Source organism: Aquimarina rhabdastrellae (genome assembly GCA_947387485.1).
Classification (GTDB): Bacteria; Bacteroidota; Bacteroidia; order Flavobacteriales; family Flavobacteriaceae; genus Aquimarina.
In genome coordinates, this window is the sequence record CANDNT010000015.1 from 50,709 (window position 1) to 75,441 (window position 24,733).

Genomic DNA, 24,733 nt, shown 5'->3' on the forward strand with positions numbered 1-24,733 from the left:
CGAGTTTTCGAATTATAAAAAAGAAAGAGAAGGCAAATAAACTAAACAACATGGCATACGCAATCACTATAAATACAACAGAAAAATCTAAAGTAGACAGTTTAGATTTTAACAACATACCGTTAGGAAAAACCTTTACAGATCACATGTTTGTATGTGACTACGAAAATGGAGAATGGACGAACCCAAGAATCGAACCTTTAGAATTAATTCCTACGCATCCAGCAGCAATGGCGTTGCATTACGGACAAGCTATTTTTGAAGGAATGAAAGCTACTGTAGGCAAAGATGGATCACCATTATTATTCAGGCCAGAACAAAATGCAAGAAGATTAAATGAAAGTGCAGTACGTATGGGAATGCCTACAGTGCCAGAAGAATTGTTCTTAGAAGCTTTGGATAAAATTGTAGCAACAGAAAAAGGATGGATTCCGCCACAAGAAGGAAGCGCATTATACTTGCGTCCATTTATGTATGCAGATGAGCCTTTTATAGGAATGCGTGCTGCGACACATTATAAATTTATTGTGATTTGCTCACCTGCAGGGCCCTTCTTTACAAAAAAGATACGTCTATATGCAGAGACAGAATATATTAGAGCCGCACATGGAGGAACAGGAGAAGCAAAAGCAGCAGGGAATTATGCCGCAGCGATCTTACCAACTGAAAAAGCAAAAGCAAAAGGATTTGATCAAGTATTATGGCTAGATGCCAATGAATTTAAATATATCCAGGAAGTAGGAACGATGAATATTTTCTTCAAAATTGATGGGAAATTCATTACACCAAAAACAGATGGAGCTATCTTAAAAGGAATCACTAGAGATAGTGTGATAACTTTATTAAAAAGTAAAGGTTTTGAAGTAGAAGAAAGACCGATTACTATAGATGAAATTATTCAATTTTCGAAAGAAGGAAAACTTGAAGAAGCTTTTGGTACAGGAACAGCGGTAGCCATAGCTATGATAGAATCTATTGGATATAAAGACATCACTATAGAATTGCCAGAGGCAAATCCAGTAAGTCAAGATGTGATGCAAACGATCAACGAGATCAAAACACAAAAACAAGAAGACCCATTCGGATGGATAGTTCCTGTAAAAGGATAATTCTTATAGATAAAGAATAAGAAGATGATTGAAGAAAAAACGATAACAAAAGAACTACTACAACAAGCTTTTACAACACTTTGTACTGCAAAATCTATGGCAGAGTTGTATGAAGAAAATTTTAAAGTAGTATCCAAATACGTACATGCAACATCAAGAGGTCATGAAGCAATTCAGATCGCAACCGCAATGCAATTATTGCCACAGGATTTTGCTTTTCCGTACTATCGAGATGACGCCATGTTACTCGGAATCGGAATGCGACCTTATGATCTAATGTTGCAATTGTTGGCCAAAAAGAATGATCCATTCTCTGGAGGAAGAACTTATTATTCTCATCCGAGTTTAAAAGATGATGATAAACCTAAAATTCCACATCAATCATCTGCAACAGGAATGCAAGCCATTCCGTCTACAGGAGTTGCCATGGGATTACAATACAAAGAATTGGTAGGCTTAGATGATGCTTCGTTACAAGAGAAACCACTAGTGGTTTGTTCGTTAGGAGATGCCTCTGTAACAGAAGGAGAAGTCGCAGAAGCGTTCCAGATGGCAGCCTTAAAGCAATTACCAGTTTTGTATTTAATTCAGGATAACGGATGGGATATATCGGCAAATGCAGCAGAAACCAGAGCACAAAATGCAGCAGAATATGCACGAGGATTTAATGGATTAGAAGCGATAAGCATTGATGGCGCTAATTTTATAGAAAGTTATTTAGCAGTACAAAAAGCAATCCGAATCATACGAGAAGAGCGTAGACCGGTATTAGTACATGCTAAAGTTCCATTATTGAATCACCATACTTCTGGTGTGCGTATGGAATGGTATCGAGATGATCTAGAAGAAGCACGTACTAGAGATCCATATCCAGTATTGCGTCAGCAATTATTAGATAATGGATTCACGACAGAAGAAATTGAAACTATAGAAGCAGCAGCAAGAAAACAAGTTGCTGCAGATTTAGAAGAAGCTTTACAACAAGAAGATCCTTCACCAGAAGATTTATATACACACGATTTTGCACCTACACCCATTACAACAGAAGTAGGAGAGCGAGCTCCAGCTGATAAAGATGAGGTGGTGATGGTAGACTGTGCCTTATTTGCAGTAGAAGAGTTAATGAGAACCAATAAGGAATGTTTGTTATATGGGCAAGATGTTGGTGGACGATTAGGAGGTGTATTTAGAGAAGCAGCAACCTTAGCGCAGAAATTTGGAGACGAACGTGTATTCAATACACCGATTCAAGAAGCTTTTATTATAGGATCTACAGTGGGAATGTCGGCAGTGGGATTAAAACCAATAGTCGAAGTTCAATTTGCAGATTATATCTGGCCAGGACTGAATCAATTATTTACAGAAGTAAGTAGATCTTGTTATTTATCAAATGGTAAATGGCCAGTTTCGATGATTTTACGTGTACCTATAGGTGCTTACGGAAGCGGAGGTCCATATCATTCGTCTTCGGTAGAATCTGTGGTGACAAATATACGAGGGGTTAAAATTGCATATCCAAGTAATGGAGCAGATTTAAAGGGATTGATGAAAGCAGCATATCACGATCCTAATCCAGTAGTAATTTTTGAGCATAAAGGATTGTATTGGTCAAAAGTAAAAGGGACAGAAACTGCTCGTACTATAGAACCGTCAGAGGATTATGCATTGCCTTTCGGGAAAGCGAATGTAGTTCAAAAAATCTGGCAGCAAGACGATAAAGAAACCTTAACTATTGTTACTTACGGAATGGGAGTTCATTGGGCATTAAATGCTACCAAAGACATGAAGGATACGGTAGAAATTATTGATCTACGTACCTTATATCCTCTAGATGAAGCAACCATTATGGAATCGGTGAAGAAGCATAAAAAATGTTTAGTAGTAACTGAAGAACCTACGAATAACTCATTTGCAAGAAGTTTAAGCGGAAGAATTCAGGAAGAATGCTTCAGGTATTTAGATGCTCCTGTAATGACTATAGGATCAGAAAATGTACCTGCAATACCATTAAACAGTACATTAGAACAAACAATGATTCCTTCGGCAGAAAAAGTAAAAGCAAAAATAGAAGCGCTTTTGGCGTATTAATAAAAAATGAAGTAGATCGATGAAGATTTAAAATAGCTTTTGATGAACAAACATAAAGTCCAACTACAAATACTGTAGTTGGATTTTGTTTTAAAGAGGCCATTCTTGTTCGATCCAATTCCGTATATTTTCTTGACTTCTTATATTAGTAGGAGCTTTTTGAATTAAATCTTCTAATTTTTTAACATCAGTTAAAGATGATAAAAAAGTATGTTTTTTTAAAAAGGAGTTGATGAAATAAAGTATTTCGTATCCTTCATTTCGATTTAATAGAGTACTATCAATTTTTCCTGTAACTTTTGGATCATCACCTCCATAGGCAGACCAAGAATAATCTAGAGTTAAATTGTCAATTGAAATCTGTAACATAAAAAAGTTTTTAGAAATTAGGGTTTAAAAATAGACGTTCTTAATGATTTTTTTTTACGGGAAACCATAATGAGAAGTTTCTTTTGGTAATTTTCCGTACCTTTTTATAGAAAACAAACAAGTGATTTTACGTATAGTAAAGCTATTGGGATACTTCTATTTTCGTAAAAAATAAATCAAAATAGTACCTATGAAAATCTTAACTCGCAAACGAATCATAACGTTGCTTATCGTGCTGGGAATTGTCATTGCATGGCAGACCTATTTATTACCTACGCTCAAAGTAGCTACTGGATATGCTGCAAAATATGCATGTTCGCATCAATTTTTGAGTAATATATCCAAAGCCAATGTAGACGCCTCTTTGGATTTTTTTCCAACGAACTTGGCGACAAGAAAAATAGATGAAGCGAATAAAAAAGTGGAAGTTTCATTTTTTGGATTTTTAGCAAAACAGACTGCTAATTTTTATCGCAATGGAGATTCTTGTGGATGTGTTTTAGGCGATTATAAAGGAGATAAATTAGACAAGCGAACAAGCTTTCAAAAAGTTCCAGCACCTAATACAACCCAAATTTGGCCAGAAGGAGATGTTTTAAGAGATTCAATACCTGAGTATATCAATGCAATTGCAATTGATGAGGTTTTAAAAAGCACATTAGAAGCCAATAAAGGGGCTTATGCAATTTTAGTAGCTTATAAAAACTGGTTGGTAGCCGAAGAATACCAAGAAGGAGTACAACAAGATTCTAGAATCTTAGGATGGTCTATGACCAAAAGTGTAGGGAATGCATTTTTTGGTATTATGGAAAAAGACCAAAAAGTAAATATTAAAGATGTTACAAGGTTTTCTACATGGGCAAATGATGATCGAAAAACCATTACAGTGAGTGATCTTTTACGTATGAATAGCGGATTAAAATGGAGCGAGAATTACGGAAGTTTATCCGATGTGACTCGTATGTTATATTTAGAAAAAGATTTTCCTGCTTTTGCAAAGCAATCACCTTTAGCGGAAGCTCCGGGAACGAAATGGTTATACTCCTCAGGAACCTCAAATTTGTTATCAAAAGTAATGAGAAATAGTGTGACAGGATTTGAAAACTATAATGCATTTCCGAAACAACGATTGTTTGATCCTATAGGAATGAAAAGTGCAGTAATCGAAACGGATAATGTGTCTAATTATGTATTGTCATCTTATTGTTGGGCTACTGCAAGAGATTGGACGCGTTTTGGATTGTTGTATTTGTATAAAGGAAACTGGTTTGGGAAACAGATTTTTACTGAAGAATGGGTAGATTATAGTACCACTCCAGTAGCAGACTCGGATGGATTGTATGGAGCACAAATATGGTTAAATGCTACTCAAAAAAGAATTCCATCGGCACCTAAGGATGCTTTTTTTGAAAATGGATTTGGAGGACAACGCATTTTAATTATTCCGTCTAAAGATTTAGTGATTACTGTAATGAGCGGAAAAGCCGATGATTTTGACTTTGATGAATTATATACACAGATTTTTAAGCATATAAAACAGTAAAAGATGAATCCCTCAATAATTGATTTATTGAGGGATTTTAGATTTAATTATAAACTCTCTCTTTTTCTAGATTTAGATATTGATCAAAAGCTTTTTGTATAAAAAGATGAGTTGGGAGTTGTTTTATAACTGAATCATAACTGTTGCCATTAACACGTAAAATAGTACCGAAAAACTGTTCATTTGTTGATCCTTTGCTATCAATACGATATTCAACATTAAAGGTTTGCTTATTAAGATGAATTGAAAATGTATGAATATAACTAGGTTGATTTAAGTTAGAGTGAGATAAATGTTTATGATGATTTAGAAAGGATATTATAAAGAAATCTAATTGTTGAATAGATATGTCGTTTTCGGGTAATTTATTTAAGAGTATTTTTAAGTTTATAGAAGAACCTAAAAGAATAGATAAAAAATCAAAAATGAGTACTATTGGAAAAGCATAATGAGGTATATCCTTAGTATCAATAACAAAAAAATAGTTGTCAATAGGATAATGATTATTGGTATTAAATTTTAATAAGGAACGAAGATTCAATAAATCCTTTTGTATGAAAATTACTAAAAGATTAGTGATTATTTTTGATAAAGGATTTTTCTGTTTAAGATTAAGAATCTTATCTAAATTATTAAAATCATGAGAAAGCTTAATTTTTTTTAATATCTCTTCAACATTCCGTTTAATAATAGCTTTATTGTTGTAATAAAAGATTTCATGATTATAAAATTTATCCAGATATCCATTAAAATCTACACCAACTCCATAGCGATGGTGAAAGATTTTGCGAATATTATCCATATCACAGACCAAAATGATTTTATCTAAGTTAAATTTATTATCATCGTTAGTATCTAAATCAAAATGGCAAGCAAAAATATTAAGAATCCTAAAAATATGATCAGGATCCAAACGATCTAGATCATCGATTATCAATACCGTTTGTTTAGTTATTTTTTCTTCATTATCAATGTTTTTAGAAGCATTTATTAATTGACCAACTAATTGAGTTATCATATCTTCTTCATAAATAGAACCGTTTTGATCTTTAATTTGTTCTAGAAATTCAATAATTTTCTTTTCGTCGTTTATTGACTGCTCGTTTTGATAAGCCTCTACCTTTTCTTTAAACTCTTTGGTAGATTCGGCTATCGTTGCAATTGATTTTCCTATTTTACCTAAACCTTTAGCTAAGATAGATATAGCTTCAAGAGCATTATTTTTTATATAATATTCAGTGGCAACAATTTTGGAAATATCTAATTTTTCAAAGTCGATATCTTTTCCTAAGAGTTGAAAGGCAAGGTCATATTTGATATAGTTAATAACATCATCATTAGAAGATATAGAGTAATTAACAGGTGAGATTGTAAAGACTTCGTACTCATCACGGTCTTTAAAAAAATCTTTAAGAAAATAAGTTTTGCCAATTCCAAAAATTCCAGAGAAAATAATATGGTCGTTACCCTCAATAAGGAGATGTTCATTAAAACGCTCTGCTTCAACAGTAATATCTAATTGCATAATGTAGTATTCAAAGTTTTGCTAAAATTAACGATAAATACTAGAATGATTTTACGGATAGTCGTAAAACAAATGCCTTTCTTAACTCAATAAGAAAGGCATGATAAATTTATGTATAAACTAAAAAAGAAGTACTAAGACTTCGATTTTAATTAAAACCATAAGCAAAATCTTCCGTTACATCTTCCGTAGTCACAGTCTCTAGGATCTGGAGAAGTACAACACATAGGCCCGCGTTGAATACAACCTTCGCGACCTGCAGCTCCGTTAAGACTTTTTTGATCGTTTTTTGATAAGATTTGAATTCCTTTTAATGATTTGATGTTTTTCATGATTAGAGTTTTAAATATTAATAAATTATTGAGTTTAGATAATTCTTGTTGTATTGTTTTTGAACAGATTTTTTGAGATGATTAATTTTTGTAACCTCACTAATTTAGTGTAAAATAAAAAGTTACGGTTGAGGTATAGGCATAAAATAATTATGGTTAAAATAGAACAAACAGTTTTGTAAAATAGTAAAGCCTTTCTTAACCCCAAACGTAAGAAAGGCTCTACAAACTAATTATAATTAAAAAAGAAGAATTAATAATGAAATTTAAAAACTCTTAATACCAAAGACAGGAATAGCCATTATTGCATATACCATAATCACAAAAGATTTCGCCATTATAATTAACACAGCATTGTCTACCTCTTTGGGTACAAGAACGTCTTACAGCTCCTGAAATTTCTTGTTGTTCTATTTTACTAAGTCTTTTAAGACCTGTTATGTATTTAAGTTTTTTCATGACTATTAATTAAGAAGGATTAATACCAAGCGCAAAAACGTCCATTGATACATTCTCCATAATCACATAAGTAATTTCCTGAACCAAAATTACGACAACATTTACTCCCTTGTTGATAACAACCAGAAGGTGCAACACCCGCTCCAGAGATGTTTTTTTGTTCAGTTTTACTTAAGTGAGAGATACCTTTAATTGAATTAAGTTTTTTCATGATTAGAGTGATTTATAAAATTAAAATTAATAGAAAAATTCGTTGATTGTGTTGAGGAGTAACCTCAAAATGATTATAGTAAATAGCGTGATTATGCTGTATAAACGTTTATGACCACAAGCAAAAAGAATTTTGGAAACATTGACCTGGAGCACATTCTAAATATGAACCTGTTCGTTCGCAACATTGTTGTCCTCTTTGTTGACAAGGATGAGTCCATCCTCCACCATCAATACTACGTTGGTCGTTTTTTGACAAGATTTTAATACCAGAAATTAGCACTAAAGCTTTCATAAGATGATCATTTTGTGATCTGTCTAATGTATTGCAAAATAATGTATTATGAAGACTGTAATACCACCAAATATATATGGAAAAGCATCCTTAAAAAGATCGAGAGAAAAATCTCAATCTTTTTAAAGTGGTTAATTTCATTTGGGGTAAAATCAAAAAAGGATGCAAAAATGAGTTATATGTTTAGTATAGCTCGAAAATGATTTAAAAAAAACAAACTTTAATATTTTATAAATCCGGGCAAAAGTAAAAGATACAACGTTAAGTTGTATACGGAAGAACCTCAAAAGATATAAGGTTTATAAATGGAAATAGAAGGTGTGAGTTGATTAGTTGTTGTTAGTTAGTGAGTTATGGTTTGGAAGATTAAAATAAATAAAGGATATAATAACCTAAATTTAATTTAGAAAAACTAGTATATAAAAAAGGAAGAGCAATTTACTCTTCCTTTAAAACTTTATTTATAGATAATGTAATTGACTTTATCTACACCAGTATTACCTGTTCTGGAATCATATGCATAAACGGTAAGCTCATAATTACCAGGGGTATAAATAGTAGTTTCTCCTTCAAATAAATTAGAGCTAACAGAGGCTAACGTAAGCTCCTTTAAAAAAGCATCATCTTTTTTTAAGATACCTTTTACTTCCATAGCTTTGACATCCCATAGCCCATCATTTTTAATAGTACAACCACACATCATAACCATATTAGCTTGAATTTTAAAAGGTTTATTCTTTACATCGTCTAAAGCCATATAATGATGTGTTCTAGGAGAAAGAATATCAATAATAAATCCAGAGATTTCTAAGATAATACCATCACCTAAAATATGTTTTCCCGGAATGAGCCATAAAGAGGTACTAGCAGATACTCTAGCCTGTTTATTGTTTATAGGAGAAATAGCTTCTATGGTAACAAAGGTTGCCTCTTTAAGATCAATAGAAGTTTCAAACTTGGCGGTGTTATCATCAGTAATAGGAGTATAACGCTCTTTAGGAGTTTTCATAATTAACGTAGTATTACCTGTACTACCTGTAGTTTTACCTTGCGCTAAAATTTCGTTAGTCATTTGATTACGAATAATGATATAAGCACCACCTAGTGAGCTTCCTATAAATTTAGCGTCTTTTGCTTTAGCCCTTACAATGATTTTGGTATCGGTAGCATGAACAAAAGAAAGCATAAAACATGCTAGTAATAGCAAAATGATTTTTTTCATAATAATTATTTAAGTTGTTGAAAATGTTGTAGTAATCGATGTTTAAAAGATTGTTGTTTTAAATTTTGATCAATGGTATCAAGATATTGGATAATGATTTTATCTTGATTAAGGATATCTAATAAAGATTGTTCACAACTTTCCCATACTTTTTCAAATAGGGGTAAATTAGTTACGGCTTTATCTGTAAGTTGTAAAAGTTGTTTACGTTGATCTTTAGGATCTTTGATAGAAAAGATATAGCCACGGCCAATCATTTTTTTTATAATCACAACAATGGTAGGATGTGCATAACCAGTATATTCAGCAATTTGAACCATGGTTATGGTTTTGTGTTGTTGTAATAGTTTAAAAATTAAATACCAATTGGGTTCAATATCCAAGTTTAGTTCACGATAACATTGACGAACTTCGTGACCTATTTTGTCACTAATGCGTTTAAACCTACTGTCAAGTGCTTTGTATCCTAGTTCTTTGATAACATCCATAATCTTAAAACTGTTTATATGATGTAAAAATAAAATAAAACACAGTTAACTATATAGTCGACTATATAAATAAAAAGTTAAAATTCAATTAAACGAAATGTGTAACTTATAGTCTAATGAGTATAAACGTTTGATTATGAAATTAAAACATGTCTATCATTTATATAATAGAGCAGGATTTGGTATAGGGTACGAAGAGGCGCAAGAGCTAGAGAAACTTACCAAAAAAGAAGTTGTAGATAAGTTGTTTGAAGCCAGTAAGAAGATAGATTATCTAGATTTAGATATTAAAGAGTTAAAACAAGAGATAAGGTTAATAGTACAAAATACTTCGGGAAAACGAGAAATAAGGAAGCAAGTAGCTTCAGTATTAAAAGAAAATAAAGGAAAGTTAAAAGAATTAAATAAAGCATGGGTAGAACGATTGCAAACAACTGATGCTGTATTGAGAGAACGAATGACTTTATTTTGGGCAAACCATTTTGTATGTCATGATAAAAACATCATCTATTTTAAACGGTATCAAGAAGTATTAAGAACGAATGCATTGGGGAATTTTAAGGATTTTGTAATTAGTATTTCTAAAGAACCATCTATGCAGAAGTATTTGAATTTAAGACAAAACAAAAAGTCGAGTCCTAATGAAAACTTTGCTAGAGAATTAATGGAGCTATTTACATTAGGGAGAGATCAATTATATACAGAAAAAGATATTAAAGAAGCAGCTAAGGCTTTTACAGGATGGAGTCATGATTTACAAGGGGATTTTAAATTACGAAATAGACAACACGATATAGGAGAAAAGATTTTTATTGGAAAAAAAGGAAATTGGGATGGAGAAGATATCATAGAGATGATCACAACACATAAAGAATGTGCACGATTTATCTGTAAAAAACTATATACCTATTTTGTTAATGATAAGCCTAACGAAACTCATATAACAGAAATGATAGCAGTGTTTTATCCATCATATGATATAGAGAAAGTGATGAAACATATTTTTTTATCCTCATGGTTTTATCAAGATGAAAATATAGGAGTAAAGATAAAATCACCCATAGATGTTCTTGTAGGAATAGGGAGAACAATCCCTATAGCATATCAAAAACCCAAAGAGTTGATGTATCTACAAAAATTATTAGGACAAGTATTATTGTTTCCGCCTAATGTAGCAGGATGGAGTGGAGGGCAAGATTGGATTAATGCAAATACCTTGATGTTACGATTAAAACTTCCGGCATTATTACTTAATCAAGGTGTTATTGCGCTAGAAGAAAAAAGAGCTTTTGAAGATGATTTTGAAAAGTTCAATAAAAAAAAGAATAGGAATAAGAGGTTGCATGTAGAGGCTAATTGGGAAGCATTTGAAAAAATTTATAGCAATAAGCATAGACAGTATATACAAGAAATGTTACTACCTCAAAAGTTGTCGTCAGCAACTCAAAAACATATATCAAGCTTGACCACAACTGATTTGAAATCGTTTTGTATTCAATTAATGTCGATACCAGAATATCAAATGTGTTAACCTAAAAGAAGAAACTATGAAACGTAGAGATTTTATAAAACAAACAACATTAATTAGTGGAAGTCTTTTGGTACCGCAATTTTTAACAGCATTACCTACTATAGTAGATAAAACAAATCACAAGCGATTAGTAATTATTCAATTATCAGGAGGTAATGATGGGTTAAATACAATAATTCCATATAGCAATGATATCTATTATAGAGAACGAAATGGTATAGCAATTAATGCAAATAATATGTATAAGCTTACAGACGAGGTAGGCTTACATCATAAGATGCCCACACATAAAGAATTGTATGATCAAGGGCAGCTTACTATAATTAACAATGTAGGATATCCTAATCCTAATCGATCACATTTTAGAGCTACAGATATATGGCATTCTGCTAGTGATGCAAAAGAATATGAAACAACAGGATGGATAGGAAGATGGATGCAAGAACAACAAAAAGCTAATACGGCAGCTATTGAAATTGATGATTCTTTATCATTGCTATTAAAGGGGGAAACAACTAGTGGTTTGGCAGTTAGTAATGAAAAAGTGTTATATAGAACAGCTAGTGATCCATATTTTAAATCATTATTAAAGCAACATACAGCTACGCATTTAAGCGAACATAATTTGGGATATCTATATAAAACTATGGTAGAAGCTACTAGTTCTGCTCAATATATCCATGAAACAACTAAACTTAAACTAGCAAATACGTCAATAAGTTATCCCAAGACCATATTTGGAAAACAGTTGAGTACTATAGCGAGATTTATCAATTCGGGTTTACATACTGAGGTGTATTATGCTTCATTAGGAGGATTTGATACTCATGCTAATCAAGTAGCTAGACAGCAACGCTTACTAAAAGTATATGATGAGGGAATAAAAACTTTTGTTAAAGATTTAAAACAACAAAATACCTTTAAAGATACCTTGATTATGGTATTTTCTGAATTTGGACGTAGAGTAAAACAAAATGCAGCGAGAGGTACTGATCATGGAACAGCAAATCAAGTATATCTTATTGGAGATAATTTAAAGACGAAAGGGTTATATAATGCTATGCCAGATTTAAGAAACCTAGATCATAATGGAGATTTAAAATATCAAATTGATTTTAGAAGTATTTATAAAAACGTATTAGAGGAATGGTTAAAAATGGATAGTCAATTAGTCCTAAAAGGTGATTTTAAGGGATTAACACTAGTATAATCCAAAAAAGAAGAATAAACGAGTACAATATTGGGGGTTTTTACGCTATTGTAATTGCACAATAATAATGAACTTTGAGAATGTCTAAAAAATCAAAGCCATGAGTGTAATAGAAACAACATTAGCAAAAGAAACTATCGATTTCAGAACATCACAAGATGCGATAGCATTTATCTCTCAACAAAGAGAACGTAATGAACATAACTTTATTGCTTTATTAGAAGAATCTTTACAAAAAGCAAAATCTATTGCAGAATCAATTATGAATAAAGCACTATTTAGAGCTTTAGATTGGCCAGAAGATATTATTAGTTATATAAAGTATTTAAAAGCATTTTCAAGTTGGATTCCGCGTCAAAGTGGAGACGAAGCGTGGAAAGATCCTGAAACAGGACATAGTCAAGAAGTTTATGATAGATTATGTCATTTCTACTTTTTAATAGATCAAAAAGTAGGAACTAATGATAATGTCATAGTACAAGAAATCCCTTGGTTTAGTCAATGGTTAGTAGGATATGCTAATTTATGGGGGAGTTTTTTAAATACAACAGAATCAATAACAGAAGAATCATTAAACTCGTTTATTAAATATTCACCAGAATATAGAGTAGAAGACTCTATGATCGATGGTAAACCTAATAATCCTAGTGGATGGTTAACGTTTAATCAATTTTTTGCAAGAGAGCTTAATCCAGGATTACGTCCTATTGCAGATCCTACAAGTAATCAAGTGGTAACGATGCCTGCAGACTGTACTTTTAGAAAAAAGTATGATATCAATGCAGACTCTGCTATAGAAGAAATTACGGTAAAACATACTCATAAGTTTGCAAATATTAAAGACTTATTAAAAGGAAGTCAATATGCAGATGCTTTTGCCAACGGAACATTTGTGCACTACTTTTTAGGGCCATATTCTTATCATCGCTTTCATACACCAGTAGCAGGTGTTGTAAAAGAAAGTTATGCAATACAAGGAAAAGTGTATCTAGAAGTTAATTTAGAGAATGGAGAAGGAGGAGCACAATTTGATGCACCAGATAATGCAGAAGGAGGATATGAGTTTAATCAAGCACGTGGTGTATTAACCATAGATACTTCTAGTTCTCCTTATGGAGATATGGGAATTGTAGCTGTAATTCCTATCGGAATGTGTCAAGTTTCATCGGTAAATATGATAGCAACTCCAGATCGTGTTTTTCAAAAAGGAGATGAGTTTGGATATTTTCTTTTTGGAGGGTCAGATATTATAGTGTTATTTCAAGAAGGGAAAGCACCAATAATAGATGAAACAACAGGATATCGTTATTACGGTACTTCAATGAGTGTGCCTGTTGATTGTCCGAAATAATATAATAAGAAGCATAAAGAAAGCCTTGAATAGCATATCATTCAAGGCTTTTTATTTTTACTGCAAGAATTATTTGCCAAGCATTAATAATTCGCTACAAATTACTTCGGTAACATATCGTTTTTCTCCTTCGGCAGTTTCATAAGCGCGATGTGTGAGTTTTCCCTCAATAGCGATCTCTTGTCCTTTAACAACATAATTCTCTATGATTTCTGCTACTTTTCCCCAAGCGACAACATTGTGCCATTGTGTAGAGGTGATTTTTTCTCCTTGTGTATTTTTATAGGTGTCATTTGTAGCCAAAGAAAGCTTGGCTAGTTTACTTCCTGAAGGTAATGTTATAATTTCTGGATCCATTCCTAAGTTTCCTATTAACTGTACTTTGTTTCTAAGCGTGTTCATAAATATTAATTTTAAGGTTAAACAGTTAAAACTATTGATGAATAGTGTTATGAATCATCAACAAGGCAAAACTAAGAACGGTGTTTTATAATAAACGGTTAATAAATATTTGTATCCATTTGTAAACGATTGTAGTCGTTTGTAAATGGATAAGAATGTTTTTTAAATTTAATATATTCGACAATCAGAGATTAAAAAATAACAAGATATGTTTTGGAAAAAGAAAATAAAACTTCCAATTACTTTAGAAGATAAAGAATGGATAGATGAAGATTTAAAATGGTTGAAAACTAATTTTGGAGAAGTTCATTTTAATGAGATTCGAACAATAACACCTACTAAAGATTTTTATAATATTGATTTTACAGGAAAAGAAGAAGATGCGCAAAGGGTATTAGAAAGAACAAAGGAATTAATGGCTATTAAAGATGTGGATATTAAGCTTGATTTTTTTTCTGATCAACCTGTTTATATGGATGATGGATCTATATTAAGTTCTCCTGCAGATGTTTCGGGAGCTTGGTCTAGTGCAACAGGAATATATCAGAATAAAGATGGGGAAATCAAGATTAGTATTGAACGAGAAATGCTTAGAAAACCAATAGCATTAATAGCAACTATAGCACATGAATTAGCACACCAAATTTTATTAGGAGAAAATAGAATAGAAGAAAATGATGAGTTTTTAACAGATTTGACGGCTATTGTATATGGATTTGGGATTTTTATAGGTAATTCAAGATTTAATTTTTCCTCATTTAGCACGAATAAAGGCAATGGATGGAGCATGAGTAATCAAGGCTATTTACCAGAGCAAATAATAGCATATGCAATTGCAAAATTGTCTATAGAAAGAAAAGAAGAAATCGAATATGTTGAATATTTTAATGAAACGATGAAAAAGTTTTTTTTACAGAGTATAACATATCTTGAACAAGAAGAACTTAAGAAGTAGTTAATAACTGTTCTATGTCGGTAGCTTTATAAATAGGAGTTTGTTTATAAACCAATTTCCAATCCAAAGCATTAGTCAAAATAAAAAGCTTTTGCAGTTCGCTAATTAAGCGATTTTGCGCATTTACTTTTAGCGAAGATTTTTCAATCTTTAGACGTAATTGCTTTATAACTTCGGTATTAATTTTATTGTGATCTGTTGTAGTAAAAGGATTTAAATAATCTTGCTCTAAATCATGATAGGTAATATCGGGAGCAATAGTGATTTCGGCTTCAGGGATATCGGTGAGTATAATTGTTTTGGACTCTTGATCAACACGATATTGTATTTGATGAAGATCATAGGCAATCGTAGCTTTTGCATTTACAACAATTAACGCTTTCTTTTCTGCAGTAAAGAAATCCCAATAGAATTTTTTGGCATCTTTATAAGTGATAACATCAGAAAAATGTCCTTCGGTAACGATTAGTTTTCCTACATTTTCAATATGATCAAAAACCATTTCAGAAACCTTTAATTCAGTTTCTTGAGTATGTTTACTTTTTTGAAAATACAAATACCCAAGAACAACAGTTGAGGTAATAAAAATTCCCAGAATAAAATTGCGCATATATTAATGTTTAATGTAAAAATACATAAAAAAAAGAGTCCCTGTTTATAAAACAAAGACTCCTATATAAAAGAAATTATATGTTTACTTTGAGGTAGTAGGAGGGTATTTTTCAAGAATAGCAGTTACAATCTTGTTGATACGTTCTTGTTTATGTTCTATATTTTGTGTTAAAGCAGCTGTCCCCATACCTTGCCAAATCAATTCTTTTTTTGAGGCGTCAATCAAATCAATATATAGGGTTCCTTCTGTAGTACGAGAAACGGTATTAAAACCTGAATTCCAGAACCAAGGGTTCCATCCCCATCCATAACCAAAACCAAAGTTGTTTTGATACACGTTTACATTCTCCTTTGTTTTAGTAAAAATACTGATCAGCATATCTGGAGATTGAGACTTGGTAAAACCTTTGGCAACAAGATTAGCTTCAATAGATCTAAGAATACGTTTTTTATCAAGATCACTAACATCTGCTTTATCAATGCCAGGTTTATAAAAAGCAAAAGTTTTTAAATTAGAAAAGTTGGCTTCACGATCATAATCAGCAGCAACACGAACACTTGAACACGAGGTCAAGAATAGAATAGCTACCAAGGAAAAAAGAGAAAGTATTTTCATAGCAGAGTATTTTAATTAGTTTAACAATAGATAAAATAAACCACAATAATCATACCAGATAATCAGTGTGTTATTAGCTGTTTTTAGCGGTATTGGTTTGTCTTTTTATTATAACCATAAGGACAATGCCTGCAACCACTTTCGCAACAATAACCTCTTTTAAGATGGTATTGCTCCGTAAAACAACGATACCCTTCTGGAGTTAGATAATAATCACCTTCTTCTGGTTTTATATTTTTGCGTGTGTTCATATCTACAAAAATAGTATCTTGCAAGCATATGCCAATAGTTGTTAGCAAATATTTAATCGGAAGAAAGTTTGTAGGGCTTGCTCTATGGCCTTTTATTATAGTAAAAAGCCATAGGTTAAAAGAAGATACTACTTTTGTTAATCACGAAGAAATTCATTTGACTCAGCAAAGAGAACTATTAGTACTCCCTTTTTATATTTGGTATGGTATAGAATATTTGATACGATTGATTCAGTATAGAGATGCAAATCGTGCCTATCGTAATATTTCGTTTGAAAGAGAAGCTTATTGTAATGAAGATGATCTTTTTTACTTGAAATATCGTAAAATGTGGAGTTTTCTAAGATATCTCTAAACAATTGTTTGTAGCCCTTTGTATCCAAAAAAAGTACAATGTCTTTTATTAATCCCGAAATAACTAAAATTCCTAATCAGGATATACAACATTCCATTCTTGAGTTAAATAACGTAACATTATCTCTTAAAAGAGAAGATCAAATTCATACAGAAGTATCGGGAAATAAGTTTAGAAAACTCAAGTATAATATGATGGCTGCCCAAGATCAAATGATCACTAAAGTACTTACCTTTGGTGGAGCATATAGTAATCATATAGCAGCTACTGCTGCAGCTGCAAAAGAGTTAGGATTACAAAGTATAGGTATAATTAGAGGAGATGAATTAGGAAAAGATATAAAGAAAACACTAGCACAAAATGAAACACTTCGATTTGCAGTAGAAAACGAGATGCAACTAAAGTTTGTTTCTAGAGAAGTTTATCGAAAAAAAACAGATGCAATTTTTTTGGAAAGTTTAAAACAAGAGTTTGGTGACTTTTACTTAGTTCCAGAAGGAGGAACAAATGATCTTGCTGTAAAAGGATGCGAAGAAATCTTGACTACAACTGATCAAGATTTTGACGTTATATGTACAGCGGTAGGGACAGGAGGAACTATCTCAGGAATCATTAATAGTGCGGTAGAACACCAAAAAGTATTAGGTTTTCCAGCTTTAAAAGGTGATTTTTTAAAAGAAGAAATAGAGCATTATTCAAGCAAAACGAATTGGGAACTTATTACGGCATATCATTTTGGAGGATATGGTAAAGTAAAATCAGAATTGATTGATTTTATAAATAGTTTTAAAAAAGAACAACAAATACAATTAGATCCAGTTTATACAGGTAAAATGATGTATGGACTTTTTGATATGATCAAGAACGGGTATTTTAGAAAAAATACTCGTATTTTAGCGATTCATACTGGTGGATTACAGGGAATTGCCGGAATGAATCAAACTTTAATTAAAAAGAGATTACCCCTTATCGAAATTTAATATGAATTTACGCGCCATTTTTCTTATCCTAAGTGTATCCACAATATTATTTTCATGTGGAGGAAGTAAAAAAGTAGTCAAAACGGCTCCTAAAAAGCCGACGAGAACTAGAGTAATTACAAGATCGGTTAAAAAAGTTACTCCAGAAAAGAAAGAAGAAACCAAACCTAAGGTTGTTCGACCATATAAAGAAAGAGTACAATACTATATTTATGAATATGCAAGTATTGCAAAAAATGAAATGCAGGAGTATGGAATTCCAGCAAGTATTACTTTGGCTCAAGGGATTTTAGAGTCTGGTGCTGGAGCAGGAGATTTGACACAACGAGCAAATAATCATTTCGGGATTAAATGTCATGATTGGACAGGAGAACGAGTATACCATGATGATGATCGTGCTCAAGAATGTTTCCGTAAATATGACGAAGCCAAAACATCGTTTAGAGATCACTCCTTATTTTTGGCCAATAGAAAACGTTATGCAGGCTTATTTACATTGAAAAAAGATGATTATAAAGGATGGGCAAAAGGATTGAGAAAAGCGGGTTATGCTACAGATGTTAAATATCCGACCAAGTTGATTAGTATTATAGAACGCTATCAGTTATATAAATATGATGATGAGGTTTTAGGGAAATCAACTCCGACTAAAGTTATAACAGAAGAAACTGTAACAACAAAAATTAAGCAAAAACCAGGGCAACATATCGTAGAAGAAGGAGATACATTATATTCAATCTCTAGACGATATAAACTTAAGGTTACAGATTTAAAGAAATATAATAGTCTCACAGATAATAATATTAGAGTAGGGCAGGTTTTAAAAACGAAAGCAGGTACTAGTCAGCAAAAAACTGAAGAGACAGAAGAAGATACAAACGAATTTTAATTCATGATGATTTATAAAAGAAGTAGCGCTCTTTTTACAGAGGCTCAAAAAGTAATTCCAGGTGGTGTAAACTCACCAGTAAGAGCATTTAAAGCCGTAGGAGGTGACCCTATTTTTGTTAAAGAAGCCAAAGGAGCTTATCTGTATGATGTAGATGGAAACCGTTTAATTGATTATATCAACTCATGGGGACCAATGATTTTGGGACATGCACATCCACCTGTGGTTGAAGCGGTAGTAGAAAAAGCAAAAAAAGGAACTAGTTTTGGGATGCCTACAGAAATAGAAACTGAAATAGCAGAATTGGCTGTAGCAATGGTTCCTAATATTGATAAAATTCGCTTTGTTAATTCGGGTACAGAAGCATGTATGAGTGCTGTACGTCTAGCTAGAGGATTTACTAAGCGAGATAAAATCATAAAATTTGCTGGATGTTATCACGGACATAGTGATTCTTTTTTAATTCAAGCAGGAAGTGGAGCTATTACTTTTGGAAGCCCTAATAGCCCAGGAGTTACAGCAGGAACTGCAAAAGATACTTTATTAGCACAGTATAATAATCTGGAAAATGTAAAAGAAATTATAACATCTAATCCAGACGAGATAGCATGTATCATTATAGAACCTATAGCAGGTAATATGGGATGTATACCACCTGTAGAAGGGTTCTTAGAAGGATTACGTGAATTATGTGATCAACACGGAATCTTATTGGTTTTTGATGAAGTGATGACTGGTTTTAGATTAGCTAGAGGTGGGGCTCAAGAACTTACAGGAGTAAATGCAGATATAGTAACTTTTGGGAAAGTTATAGGAGGAGGATTACCAGTAGGAGCGTTTGCAGCACGTAAAGAAATTATGGATTACTTAGCGCCAGTAGGACCAGTATATCAAGCAGGAACACTTAGTGGAAATCCATTGGCTATGGCTGCAGGTTTAGCGATGCTAACAGAACTTAATGAACATCCAGAAATTTTTGAAAGCATCAATAAAAAGACAGCTTATTTACATAAAGGTATTGCAGAGGTATTAGAAAAATATGATGTAACACATACAATTAATAGAAGAGGTTCTATGATTTCTGTACATTTTGCAAAAGATGCAGTAGTAGATTTTGAAAGTGCTGCTAATGGAAATAATGATACATTTAAGAAATTTTTCCACGGAATGCTAGAACAGGGTATATACATTGCTCCTAGTGCTTTTGAAACATGGTTTATCACAGAAGCTTTATCATATGAAGATTTAGATGCTACAATTGCAGCTGTAGATAAAGTAGCAGTTACCTTATAAAAAAACATATAAGTACATAAAAAAAGCCTTAGTTAATTAAACTAAGGCTTTTTTTATATAATATAATTAATTCGATCTTTCTGGACCTCTAAGTTTCCTTGTATAAGCATTATATTGTTCAGGGGTAAGAATTTCTTTTAATCTAGCAGTTACGGTTTCCATAACTTCTTTTCCACTTGCAGTACTTGGTATAGAAGCATACATATCTGTAAGTTGCTTCTTTTGATCCTCATTTAACTTTAAGAATTCATCTAATTTTTGAATGTAAGAATTAGTTCTTTTAGTTTTAGCTTGTTTTTGTTGAGGTGTTTCTTGTGCTATAGCTTGTGAAGAAACTATAAGGAATAAGCCTAATAGAATTGTAAAAACAGTTTTGTTCATGATGGAGCATTTTAATTCATAAACTATTTATATAAATAGCTTTGTAAAATAGATTTAGAGGTTAAAGATACTATTTTTTGTAAAGACATAAAAAAACCTCCTGAAGAGGAGGCTTTTCTATAGTTATAATTAAAATTATTTAGGATCTAGTATGGTAGAGATTCGCTCTACTATATCTTGTAAATGATAACGTGTCATACGATTTCCTGTTCTTCCTATAGCACTTTGAGCATTACGACGAATAGTGTTAAGTTCGGCTCTTACTACTGCGCGAATATCACTTTGTGAAACATTTACATTAGTTCTATTTGCAAAGAATCTAGCAAATCCAGTTAATGGAGCTTGCTTTTGAGTCATTAAAAACTCAAGACGATCGATATATGCACGTTGTAAATTACGACGATACACATCGATAGTTGTACCGCGATTTAATTCACTCCAAACACCTTTTCTCAAATCAGTCATCATCTCTAATAGGGTATAAGCATCATTGGTATTAATCGCTTCATTTTCGATTAAACGAGCCATTCTACCAAAATCTAATAACGAATTCAACGTACGAACTTGATAGCGACGTAAACGCTCAATGGCTCCAGCAGATTCTATTTTATTAAAGATTTGAGTATCTAATAACCATGTAGGTGTTTCAAATAATTGTTGTTGTAAAAAGGCAAGAGCTTCTTTTTGTTTTGCTTTGGCTACATGAGTGTATACAGCACCTTCTTGGTCATAAGTTTTATAGTATTCATAAACACCACCAACATTTGCAGTAACATGTCCCATATAACGATTAAACTGATTTAAAACCTGAGTATACATAGTTTCTAAATCGTCATAGTTTTTACCATCTTCAGCTGTCCATTTAATTAAATTAGGAACGATACGTTTTAGGTTCTTGATTCCGTAAAAACTAGCTTTCATAGCATCATCGCCAAGGTCTTCTGTCTGTGAACTAGGATCGATAACTCCAAATTGTTGTCTACCAAACCTGTACATAGGATCATTTGCATGTTGAAGAATCCATTGATCCAGAGTTTTCTTTTCACCTAAAGCATCAGTATCTAAAATTGGACGATATCCCCAATTAATAGCATATTTATCATAAATACCAATGTTAGGCATTAGTGCTACATCACCATCTTCTGGTTGCGCTACATAATTAAAACGAGCATAATCCATAATAGATGGAGCTGTACCATATTTTTTTGTAAACTCTGGAGAACGTAAAGATTCTACAGGATAAGCAACACTGCTTCCCATATTATGAGGTAATCCTAGCGTATGTCCTACCTCATGAGCAGAAACAAAACGGATTAAACGTCCCATGATTTCATCTTTAAAAGCCACTCCTTGTGCCTCTGGATTAATAGCAGCAGTTTGTACAAAGAACCAGTTACGTAAAAGTGTCATTACATTATGATACCAATTGATATCACTTTCTAAAATTTCTCCAGAACGTGGATCACTTACGTGAGGACCATTTGCATTAGGAATAGGAGAAGCAAGATATCGTACTACAGAGTAACGTACATCTTCTGGACTCCAATCTGGATCTTCTTCTTTGCTAGGAGGATCTTTGGCTATAATGGCATCTTTAAAACCGGCAGCTTCAAAAGCTACTTGCCAATCTTCGATTCCTTGCTTGATATATTTTCTCCATTTTTTTGGTGTAGCGCGATCTATATAATATACAATTTGTTTTTTAGGAACAACAAGCTCACCTCTTTTAAATTTTTCGATATCTTCATCTTTTACTTCTAAGCGCCAACGATCAAGATAACGAACAGTTTTACTTTCTTGATTGTCCAATCCATAATCTGTTTGACCTCTAGAAAACCATCCAACGCGTTGATCAAAATAACGACGTTTCATAGGTTCTTTTGGTAATAAAATCATAGAATTACTCATTTCTATAGAGATAGAACCCGTACTTGCATTAGAAGGTGGAGAACCTGCATTATAAGTTTTTACGTGACGTGTTTCAATATTTAAAGGATAACTACGTATTGTATCTATATACGAACGTTTATCGTCTAGTCTTGATATTTTATATTGTTTACGACTACGGTCTGGAAATCCTATCGCTTTTACATCTTTTGTAAATAATTCGGTTACATCAATTACCGTAGCATTATTGATAGAATCCTTATGAAAAGCTTTTATAGGGAAGGAATAAAGAATAGGTTCAAAATTAGAATTAACTACAGCCTCGTGTATAGGTAATGAATCTGCTGCATAAATCTGATGAGAAACAACTCTTAATAAAACTTTTTTGTTTTTCTTTTCCCAGCGCAATACTTGCGTATTTTGCTTACCTCCACCAAAACCGATTCCGGTAGCGGTTTTAGCTATACGAGTGACCATTAACATTTCTCGATTAAAGAGAGAATCAGGAATTTCGTAGAAATATTTATCACTTAGATGATGTACATCAAATAATCCTTTGTCAGTTTTGGCTTTGCTAGTAATAACCTTATTATAAGGTTTAATAGCATTTTTATCTTTAGGCCCTTTTTGCTGTGAACTAGCTACAGAAGCTTTTGTCTTTTTAGGTTGCAAAATAGAGCAACTTGAAAGCGTCGTTAATGATAACAACACCGAAGAATAGAATAATAGTTTACGCATGTATAAATGTTTAAGCGGTCGAATTTAAATAAAAGACCAAGTCAAATTTGTGAAAGCTTAGTTAAAGGTTTACTAAGTAGACGTTAGAAAAGAGGTTAGATTAAGATTCTGTGTTAAAAGAAGTTAATTTTAGAATAGTTTTATAGACATCCTGCTTGGTTATTTTGGCTTTAAGCCAAGCGAAAAAACTAATGATAAAAACATCTGTAGTGGTCAAATTTAATTGAGAAAGAGTGCTTTCGAATTTATTAATGAGGACAGTAGAGTCACTCGAAACTCCCTTTTGATGATAAAGTGATATTAATTTAATGAAATCTAAAATATGATATTCTTTATTTTTTTTGAGATAAGGAGTATACTTTCGCTTAAAACTTTGAAGCCTTGAAGAAACCAAATCAATATGTTCTAATTCTATATGTAATAAGATTTCTACCAGATTTTTTTGAATAACCCAAGACAGGTCCGTTTTTTTAAGATACCAAGTATCACTATGAATAAATGTAGTAAACAGACGATATGCTTTTTTTATTTCAAGTTGTTGAGAAAGAAAAACTATGAAAACTAGTCGTAAATCTAAAACATAGGCAGTTTGATTTTTATATTTTGCATAAGGAAAATCTTCTAACAATTGAATGGCTAATTGAGGTTGATTGGTATAATTAAAGATTAAAGACTGTAATAAAACATATTGTGGATAAAAATGAGTGTAATATTTTTTCTGCTGTAACTTAATATAGGATAATACTTCATCTAGATAATATTGAGCAGTATTATAAGCTCTATTTCTAAAGTTGGCATTAGCAACATAGTATAAGATTTGAATATGATAAAACAGCTGATGATCTTTGGGATCATTTTTTAAAGAAAGCTGTGTATATGTTGCCATGATAAACGGAAAAACTTGATGATAATTACGTGTAAGATGAGCTGTATTTGAAGTAATCTCTAGAATTTTATACAAAGAACGATAAGTAAGATCCTTATCGATAATCAAATCAAAATCTTTTAAAGCACGATTAATGGTATGATGAATATCTTGATCAGGAATACGTAATTGTTCTTGTAACTTTGCATAAAATAAATTGAGTTGTTCTTCTTGATGCAAGGCTTTTTTATTGTCTTTAAACTGTAGTATTAAATGGTCAAGGATAATAGTATTATCTAAATGTGCATATTGTATTTGAGTGTAATAAATTTCATTAAGTATACTATAACTATCGTGATATTTAGCTTTTTGCTCGGCTTTACGCAAAGTTTTAAACGCTATTTTAAATTGTTTATGTTCAAATAAAATACGACTAGCCATTAGTAACTTTAAAATGGCTAATTGATCAGAGGTTTCGCCTTCAAGATTCTTAGTAGCAATAAAATCAATAAGACTGTCCTGTAATCTTTTACATAAAGCATGATAAGCACCCTTTGAAGATTTACCATATAAAATATGATCGGGATTATCAATAACATGAGAAGTGTCTAAAAGTTTGAAAAGCTGAATGTTTTTTGAATCATTTCTCTTGTTCTTTTGCTTTAGCACAGCGATGAATTCTTGTTTTTCTTCTTTTGAGAGAATGAGAATTATTTTAGAAATATCATGCATTTAATCGTAATATAAATATGTATAAAAATACTATAAATACTGTGT

Annotated in this window: 25 protein-coding genes; 11 read left to right on the forward strand and 14 right to left on the reverse strand. The window is 32.0% G+C overall.

Annotated features, from left to right (window positions below; genetic code table 11):
• Positions 1-50 precede the first annotated feature (50 nt).
• Together ACYEKI_RS17440 and ACYEKI_RS17445 are read left to right on the forward strand one after the other, a co-directional pair.
• Complete coding sequence (locus tag ACYEKI_RS17440) at positions 51-1,109, forward strand: branched-chain amino acid aminotransferase (protein ID WP_459212492.1); 1,059 nt, start codon at positions 51-53, stop codon at positions 1,107-1,109.
• 24 nt (positions 1,110-1,133) lie between these two features.
• A complete protein-coding gene (locus ACYEKI_RS17445) occupies positions 1,134-3,197 on the forward strand; it encodes an alpha-ketoacid dehydrogenase subunit alpha/beta (RefSeq protein WP_459212493.1) in 2,064 nt (687 codons plus the stop codon).
• A 90-nt stretch (positions 3,198-3,287) separates the two neighbouring features.
• Here ACYEKI_RS17445 and ACYEKI_RS17450 read toward each other — a convergent pair whose 3' ends face one another.
• Positions 3,288-3,566 carry a hypothetical protein gene (locus ACYEKI_RS17450; RefSeq protein ID WP_459212494.1) on the reverse strand — a complete coding sequence of 93 codons (279 nt, stop codon included), beginning with the start codon at positions 3,564-3,566 and terminating at the stop codon, positions 3,288-3,290.
• A gap of 190 nt (positions 3,567-3,756) precedes the next feature.
• On the opposite strand from ACYEKI_RS17450, the gene ACYEKI_RS17455 reads away from it, so the two are divergent.
• Positions 3,757-5,109, forward strand: coding sequence for a serine hydrolase domain-containing protein (locus tag ACYEKI_RS17455; RefSeq protein WP_459212495.1), 1,353 nt, complete (start codon positions 3,757-3,759; stop codon positions 5,107-5,109).
• Between the two features lie 43 nt (positions 5,110-5,152).
• On the opposite strand, the gene ACYEKI_RS17460 is transcribed toward ACYEKI_RS17455, so the two are convergent.
• The 6 genes from ACYEKI_RS17460 to ACYEKI_RS17485 all read right to left on the reverse strand — a co-directional run bounded on the left by ACYEKI_RS17460 (position 5,153) and on the right by ACYEKI_RS17485 (position 9,640).
• Entirely contained in the window at positions 5,153-6,634 is a 1,482-nt protein-coding gene (locus tag ACYEKI_RS17460; RefSeq protein ID WP_459212496.1) for a P-loop NTPase fold protein, read from the reverse strand.
• A gap of 152 nt (positions 6,635-6,786) precedes the next feature.
• Positions 6,787-6,966 carry a hypothetical protein gene (locus tag ACYEKI_RS17465; RefSeq protein ID WP_459212497.1) on the reverse strand — a complete coding sequence of 60 codons (180 nt, stop codon included), beginning with the start codon at positions 6,964-6,966 and terminating at the stop codon, positions 6,787-6,789.
• A gap of 478 nt (positions 6,967-7,444) precedes the next feature.
• Positions 7,445-7,636 (reverse strand): hypothetical protein, encoded by a 192-nt coding sequence (locus tag ACYEKI_RS17470; RefSeq protein ID WP_459212498.1) that lies wholly within the window; start codon positions 7,634-7,636, stop codon positions 7,445-7,447.
• A 108-nt stretch (positions 7,637-7,744) separates the two neighbouring features.
• A complete protein-coding gene (locus tag ACYEKI_RS17475; RefSeq protein WP_459212499.1) occupies positions 7,745-7,930 on the reverse strand; it encodes a hypothetical protein in 186 nt (61 codons plus the stop codon).
• Positions 7,931-8,387: 457 nt separating this feature from the next.
• On the reverse strand, positions 8,388-9,152 hold the full coding sequence (locus ACYEKI_RS17480) for a hypothetical protein (RefSeq protein ID WP_459212500.1): 765 nt from the start codon (positions 9,150-9,152) through the stop codon (positions 8,388-8,390).
• 5 nt (positions 9,153-9,157) lie between these two features.
• A complete protein-coding gene (locus tag ACYEKI_RS17485) occupies positions 9,158-9,640 on the reverse strand; it encodes a MarR family winged helix-turn-helix transcriptional regulator (protein ID WP_459212501.1) in 483 nt (160 codons plus the stop codon).
• Positions 9,641-9,776: 136 nt separating this feature from the next.
• Between ACYEKI_RS17485 and ACYEKI_RS17490 the strand changes: the two genes are divergently transcribed.
• The 3 genes from ACYEKI_RS17490 (at position 9,777) to ACYEKI_RS17500 (ending at position 13,732) form a co-directional block, all read left to right on the forward strand.
• Positions 9,777-11,171: a DUF1800 domain-containing protein gene (locus tag ACYEKI_RS17490; RefSeq protein ID WP_459212502.1), complete on the forward strand. Its 1,395-nt coding sequence runs from the start codon at positions 9,777-9,779 to the stop codon at positions 11,169-11,171.
• Positions 11,172-11,187: 16 nt separating this feature from the next.
• On the forward strand, positions 11,188-12,381 hold the full coding sequence (locus ACYEKI_RS17495; protein WP_459212503.1) for a DUF1501 domain-containing protein: 1,194 nt from the start codon (positions 11,188-11,190) through the stop codon (positions 12,379-12,381).
• 100 nt (positions 12,382-12,481) lie between these two features.
• A complete protein-coding gene (locus tag ACYEKI_RS17500; protein ID WP_459212504.1) occupies positions 12,482-13,732 on the forward strand; it encodes a phosphatidylserine decarboxylase in 1,251 nt (416 codons plus the stop codon).
• Between the two features lie 69 nt (positions 13,733-13,801).
• Here the strand turns inward: ACYEKI_RS17500 and ACYEKI_RS17505 are convergent, their stop codons facing one another.
• The gene (locus ACYEKI_RS17505; RefSeq protein WP_459212505.1) at positions 13,802-14,134 is read right to left on the reverse strand and encodes a single-stranded DNA-binding protein; all 333 of its coding nucleotides are present in this window, start codon (positions 14,132-14,134) and stop codon (positions 13,802-13,804) included.
• Between the two features lie 208 nt (positions 14,135-14,342).
• Between ACYEKI_RS17505 and ACYEKI_RS17510 the strand changes: the two genes are divergently transcribed.
• Entirely contained in the window at positions 14,343-15,089 is a 747-nt protein-coding gene (locus tag ACYEKI_RS17510) for a hypothetical protein (RefSeq protein ID WP_459212506.1), read from the forward strand.
• On the opposite strand, the gene ACYEKI_RS17515 is transcribed toward ACYEKI_RS17510, so the two are convergent.
• The 3 genes from ACYEKI_RS17515 to ACYEKI_RS17525 form a co-directional block, all read right to left on the reverse strand.
• On the reverse strand, positions 15,079-15,699 hold the full coding sequence (locus ACYEKI_RS17515; protein WP_459212507.1) for a DUF4230 domain-containing protein: 621 nt from the start codon (positions 15,697-15,699) through the stop codon (positions 15,079-15,081). The genes ACYEKI_RS17510 and ACYEKI_RS17515 overlap by 11 nt on opposite strands.
• A gap of 84 nt (positions 15,700-15,783) precedes the next feature.
• Positions 15,784-16,317: a DUF4136 domain-containing protein gene (locus ACYEKI_RS17520; RefSeq protein WP_459212508.1), complete on the reverse strand. Its 534-nt coding sequence runs from the start codon at positions 16,315-16,317 to the stop codon at positions 15,784-15,786.
• An 83-nt stretch (positions 16,318-16,400) separates the two neighbouring features.
• On the reverse strand, positions 16,401-16,568 hold the full coding sequence (locus ACYEKI_RS17525) for a DUF5522 domain-containing protein (RefSeq protein ID WP_459212509.1): 168 nt from the start codon (positions 16,566-16,568) through the stop codon (positions 16,401-16,403).
• 28 nt (positions 16,569-16,596) lie between these two features.
• On the opposite strand from ACYEKI_RS17525, the gene ACYEKI_RS17530 reads away from it, so the two are divergent.
• Genes ACYEKI_RS17530 through hemL form a run of 4 tightly spaced genes read left to right on the forward strand, consistent with a single transcriptional unit; the run spans position 16,597 to position 20,085 of the window.
• Positions 16,597-16,923 (forward strand): hypothetical protein, encoded by a 327-nt coding sequence (locus tag ACYEKI_RS17530; RefSeq protein WP_459212510.1) that lies wholly within the window; start codon positions 16,597-16,599, stop codon positions 16,921-16,923.
• Positions 16,924-16,961: 38 nt separating this feature from the next.
• Entirely contained in the window at positions 16,962-17,903 is a 942-nt protein-coding gene (locus ACYEKI_RS17535) for a 1-aminocyclopropane-1-carboxylate deaminase/D-cysteine desulfhydrase (protein WP_459212511.1), read from the forward strand.
• A 1-nt stretch (position 17,904) separates the two neighbouring features.
• Complete coding sequence (locus ACYEKI_RS17540; protein WP_459212512.1) at positions 17,905-18,792, forward strand: glucosaminidase domain-containing protein; 888 nt, start codon at positions 17,905-17,907, stop codon at positions 18,790-18,792.
• A gap of 6 nt (positions 18,793-18,798) precedes the next feature.
• A complete protein-coding gene (gene hemL, locus ACYEKI_RS17545; RefSeq protein ID WP_459212526.1) occupies positions 18,799-20,085 on the forward strand; it encodes a glutamate-1-semialdehyde 2,1-aminomutase in 1,287 nt (428 codons plus the stop codon).
• Between the two features lie 66 nt (positions 20,086-20,151).
• Here the strand turns inward: hemL and ACYEKI_RS17550 are convergent, their stop codons facing one another.
• The 3 genes from ACYEKI_RS17550 to ACYEKI_RS17560 form a co-directional block, all read right to left on the reverse strand.
• Complete coding sequence (locus ACYEKI_RS17550) at positions 20,152-20,466, reverse strand: hypothetical protein (RefSeq protein ID WP_459212513.1); 315 nt, start codon at positions 20,464-20,466, stop codon at positions 20,152-20,154.
• 135 nt (positions 20,467-20,601) lie between these two features.
• Positions 20,602-23,091 (reverse strand): zinc-dependent metalloprotease, encoded by a 2,490-nt coding sequence (locus tag ACYEKI_RS17555; RefSeq protein ID WP_459212514.1) that lies wholly within the window; start codon positions 23,089-23,091, stop codon positions 20,602-20,604.
• A 100-nt stretch (positions 23,092-23,191) separates the two neighbouring features.
• On the reverse strand, positions 23,192-24,688 hold the full coding sequence (locus ACYEKI_RS17560; protein ID WP_459212515.1) for a hypothetical protein: 1,497 nt from the start codon (positions 24,686-24,688) through the stop codon (positions 23,192-23,194).
• Positions 24,689-24,733 lie beyond the last annotated feature (45 nt).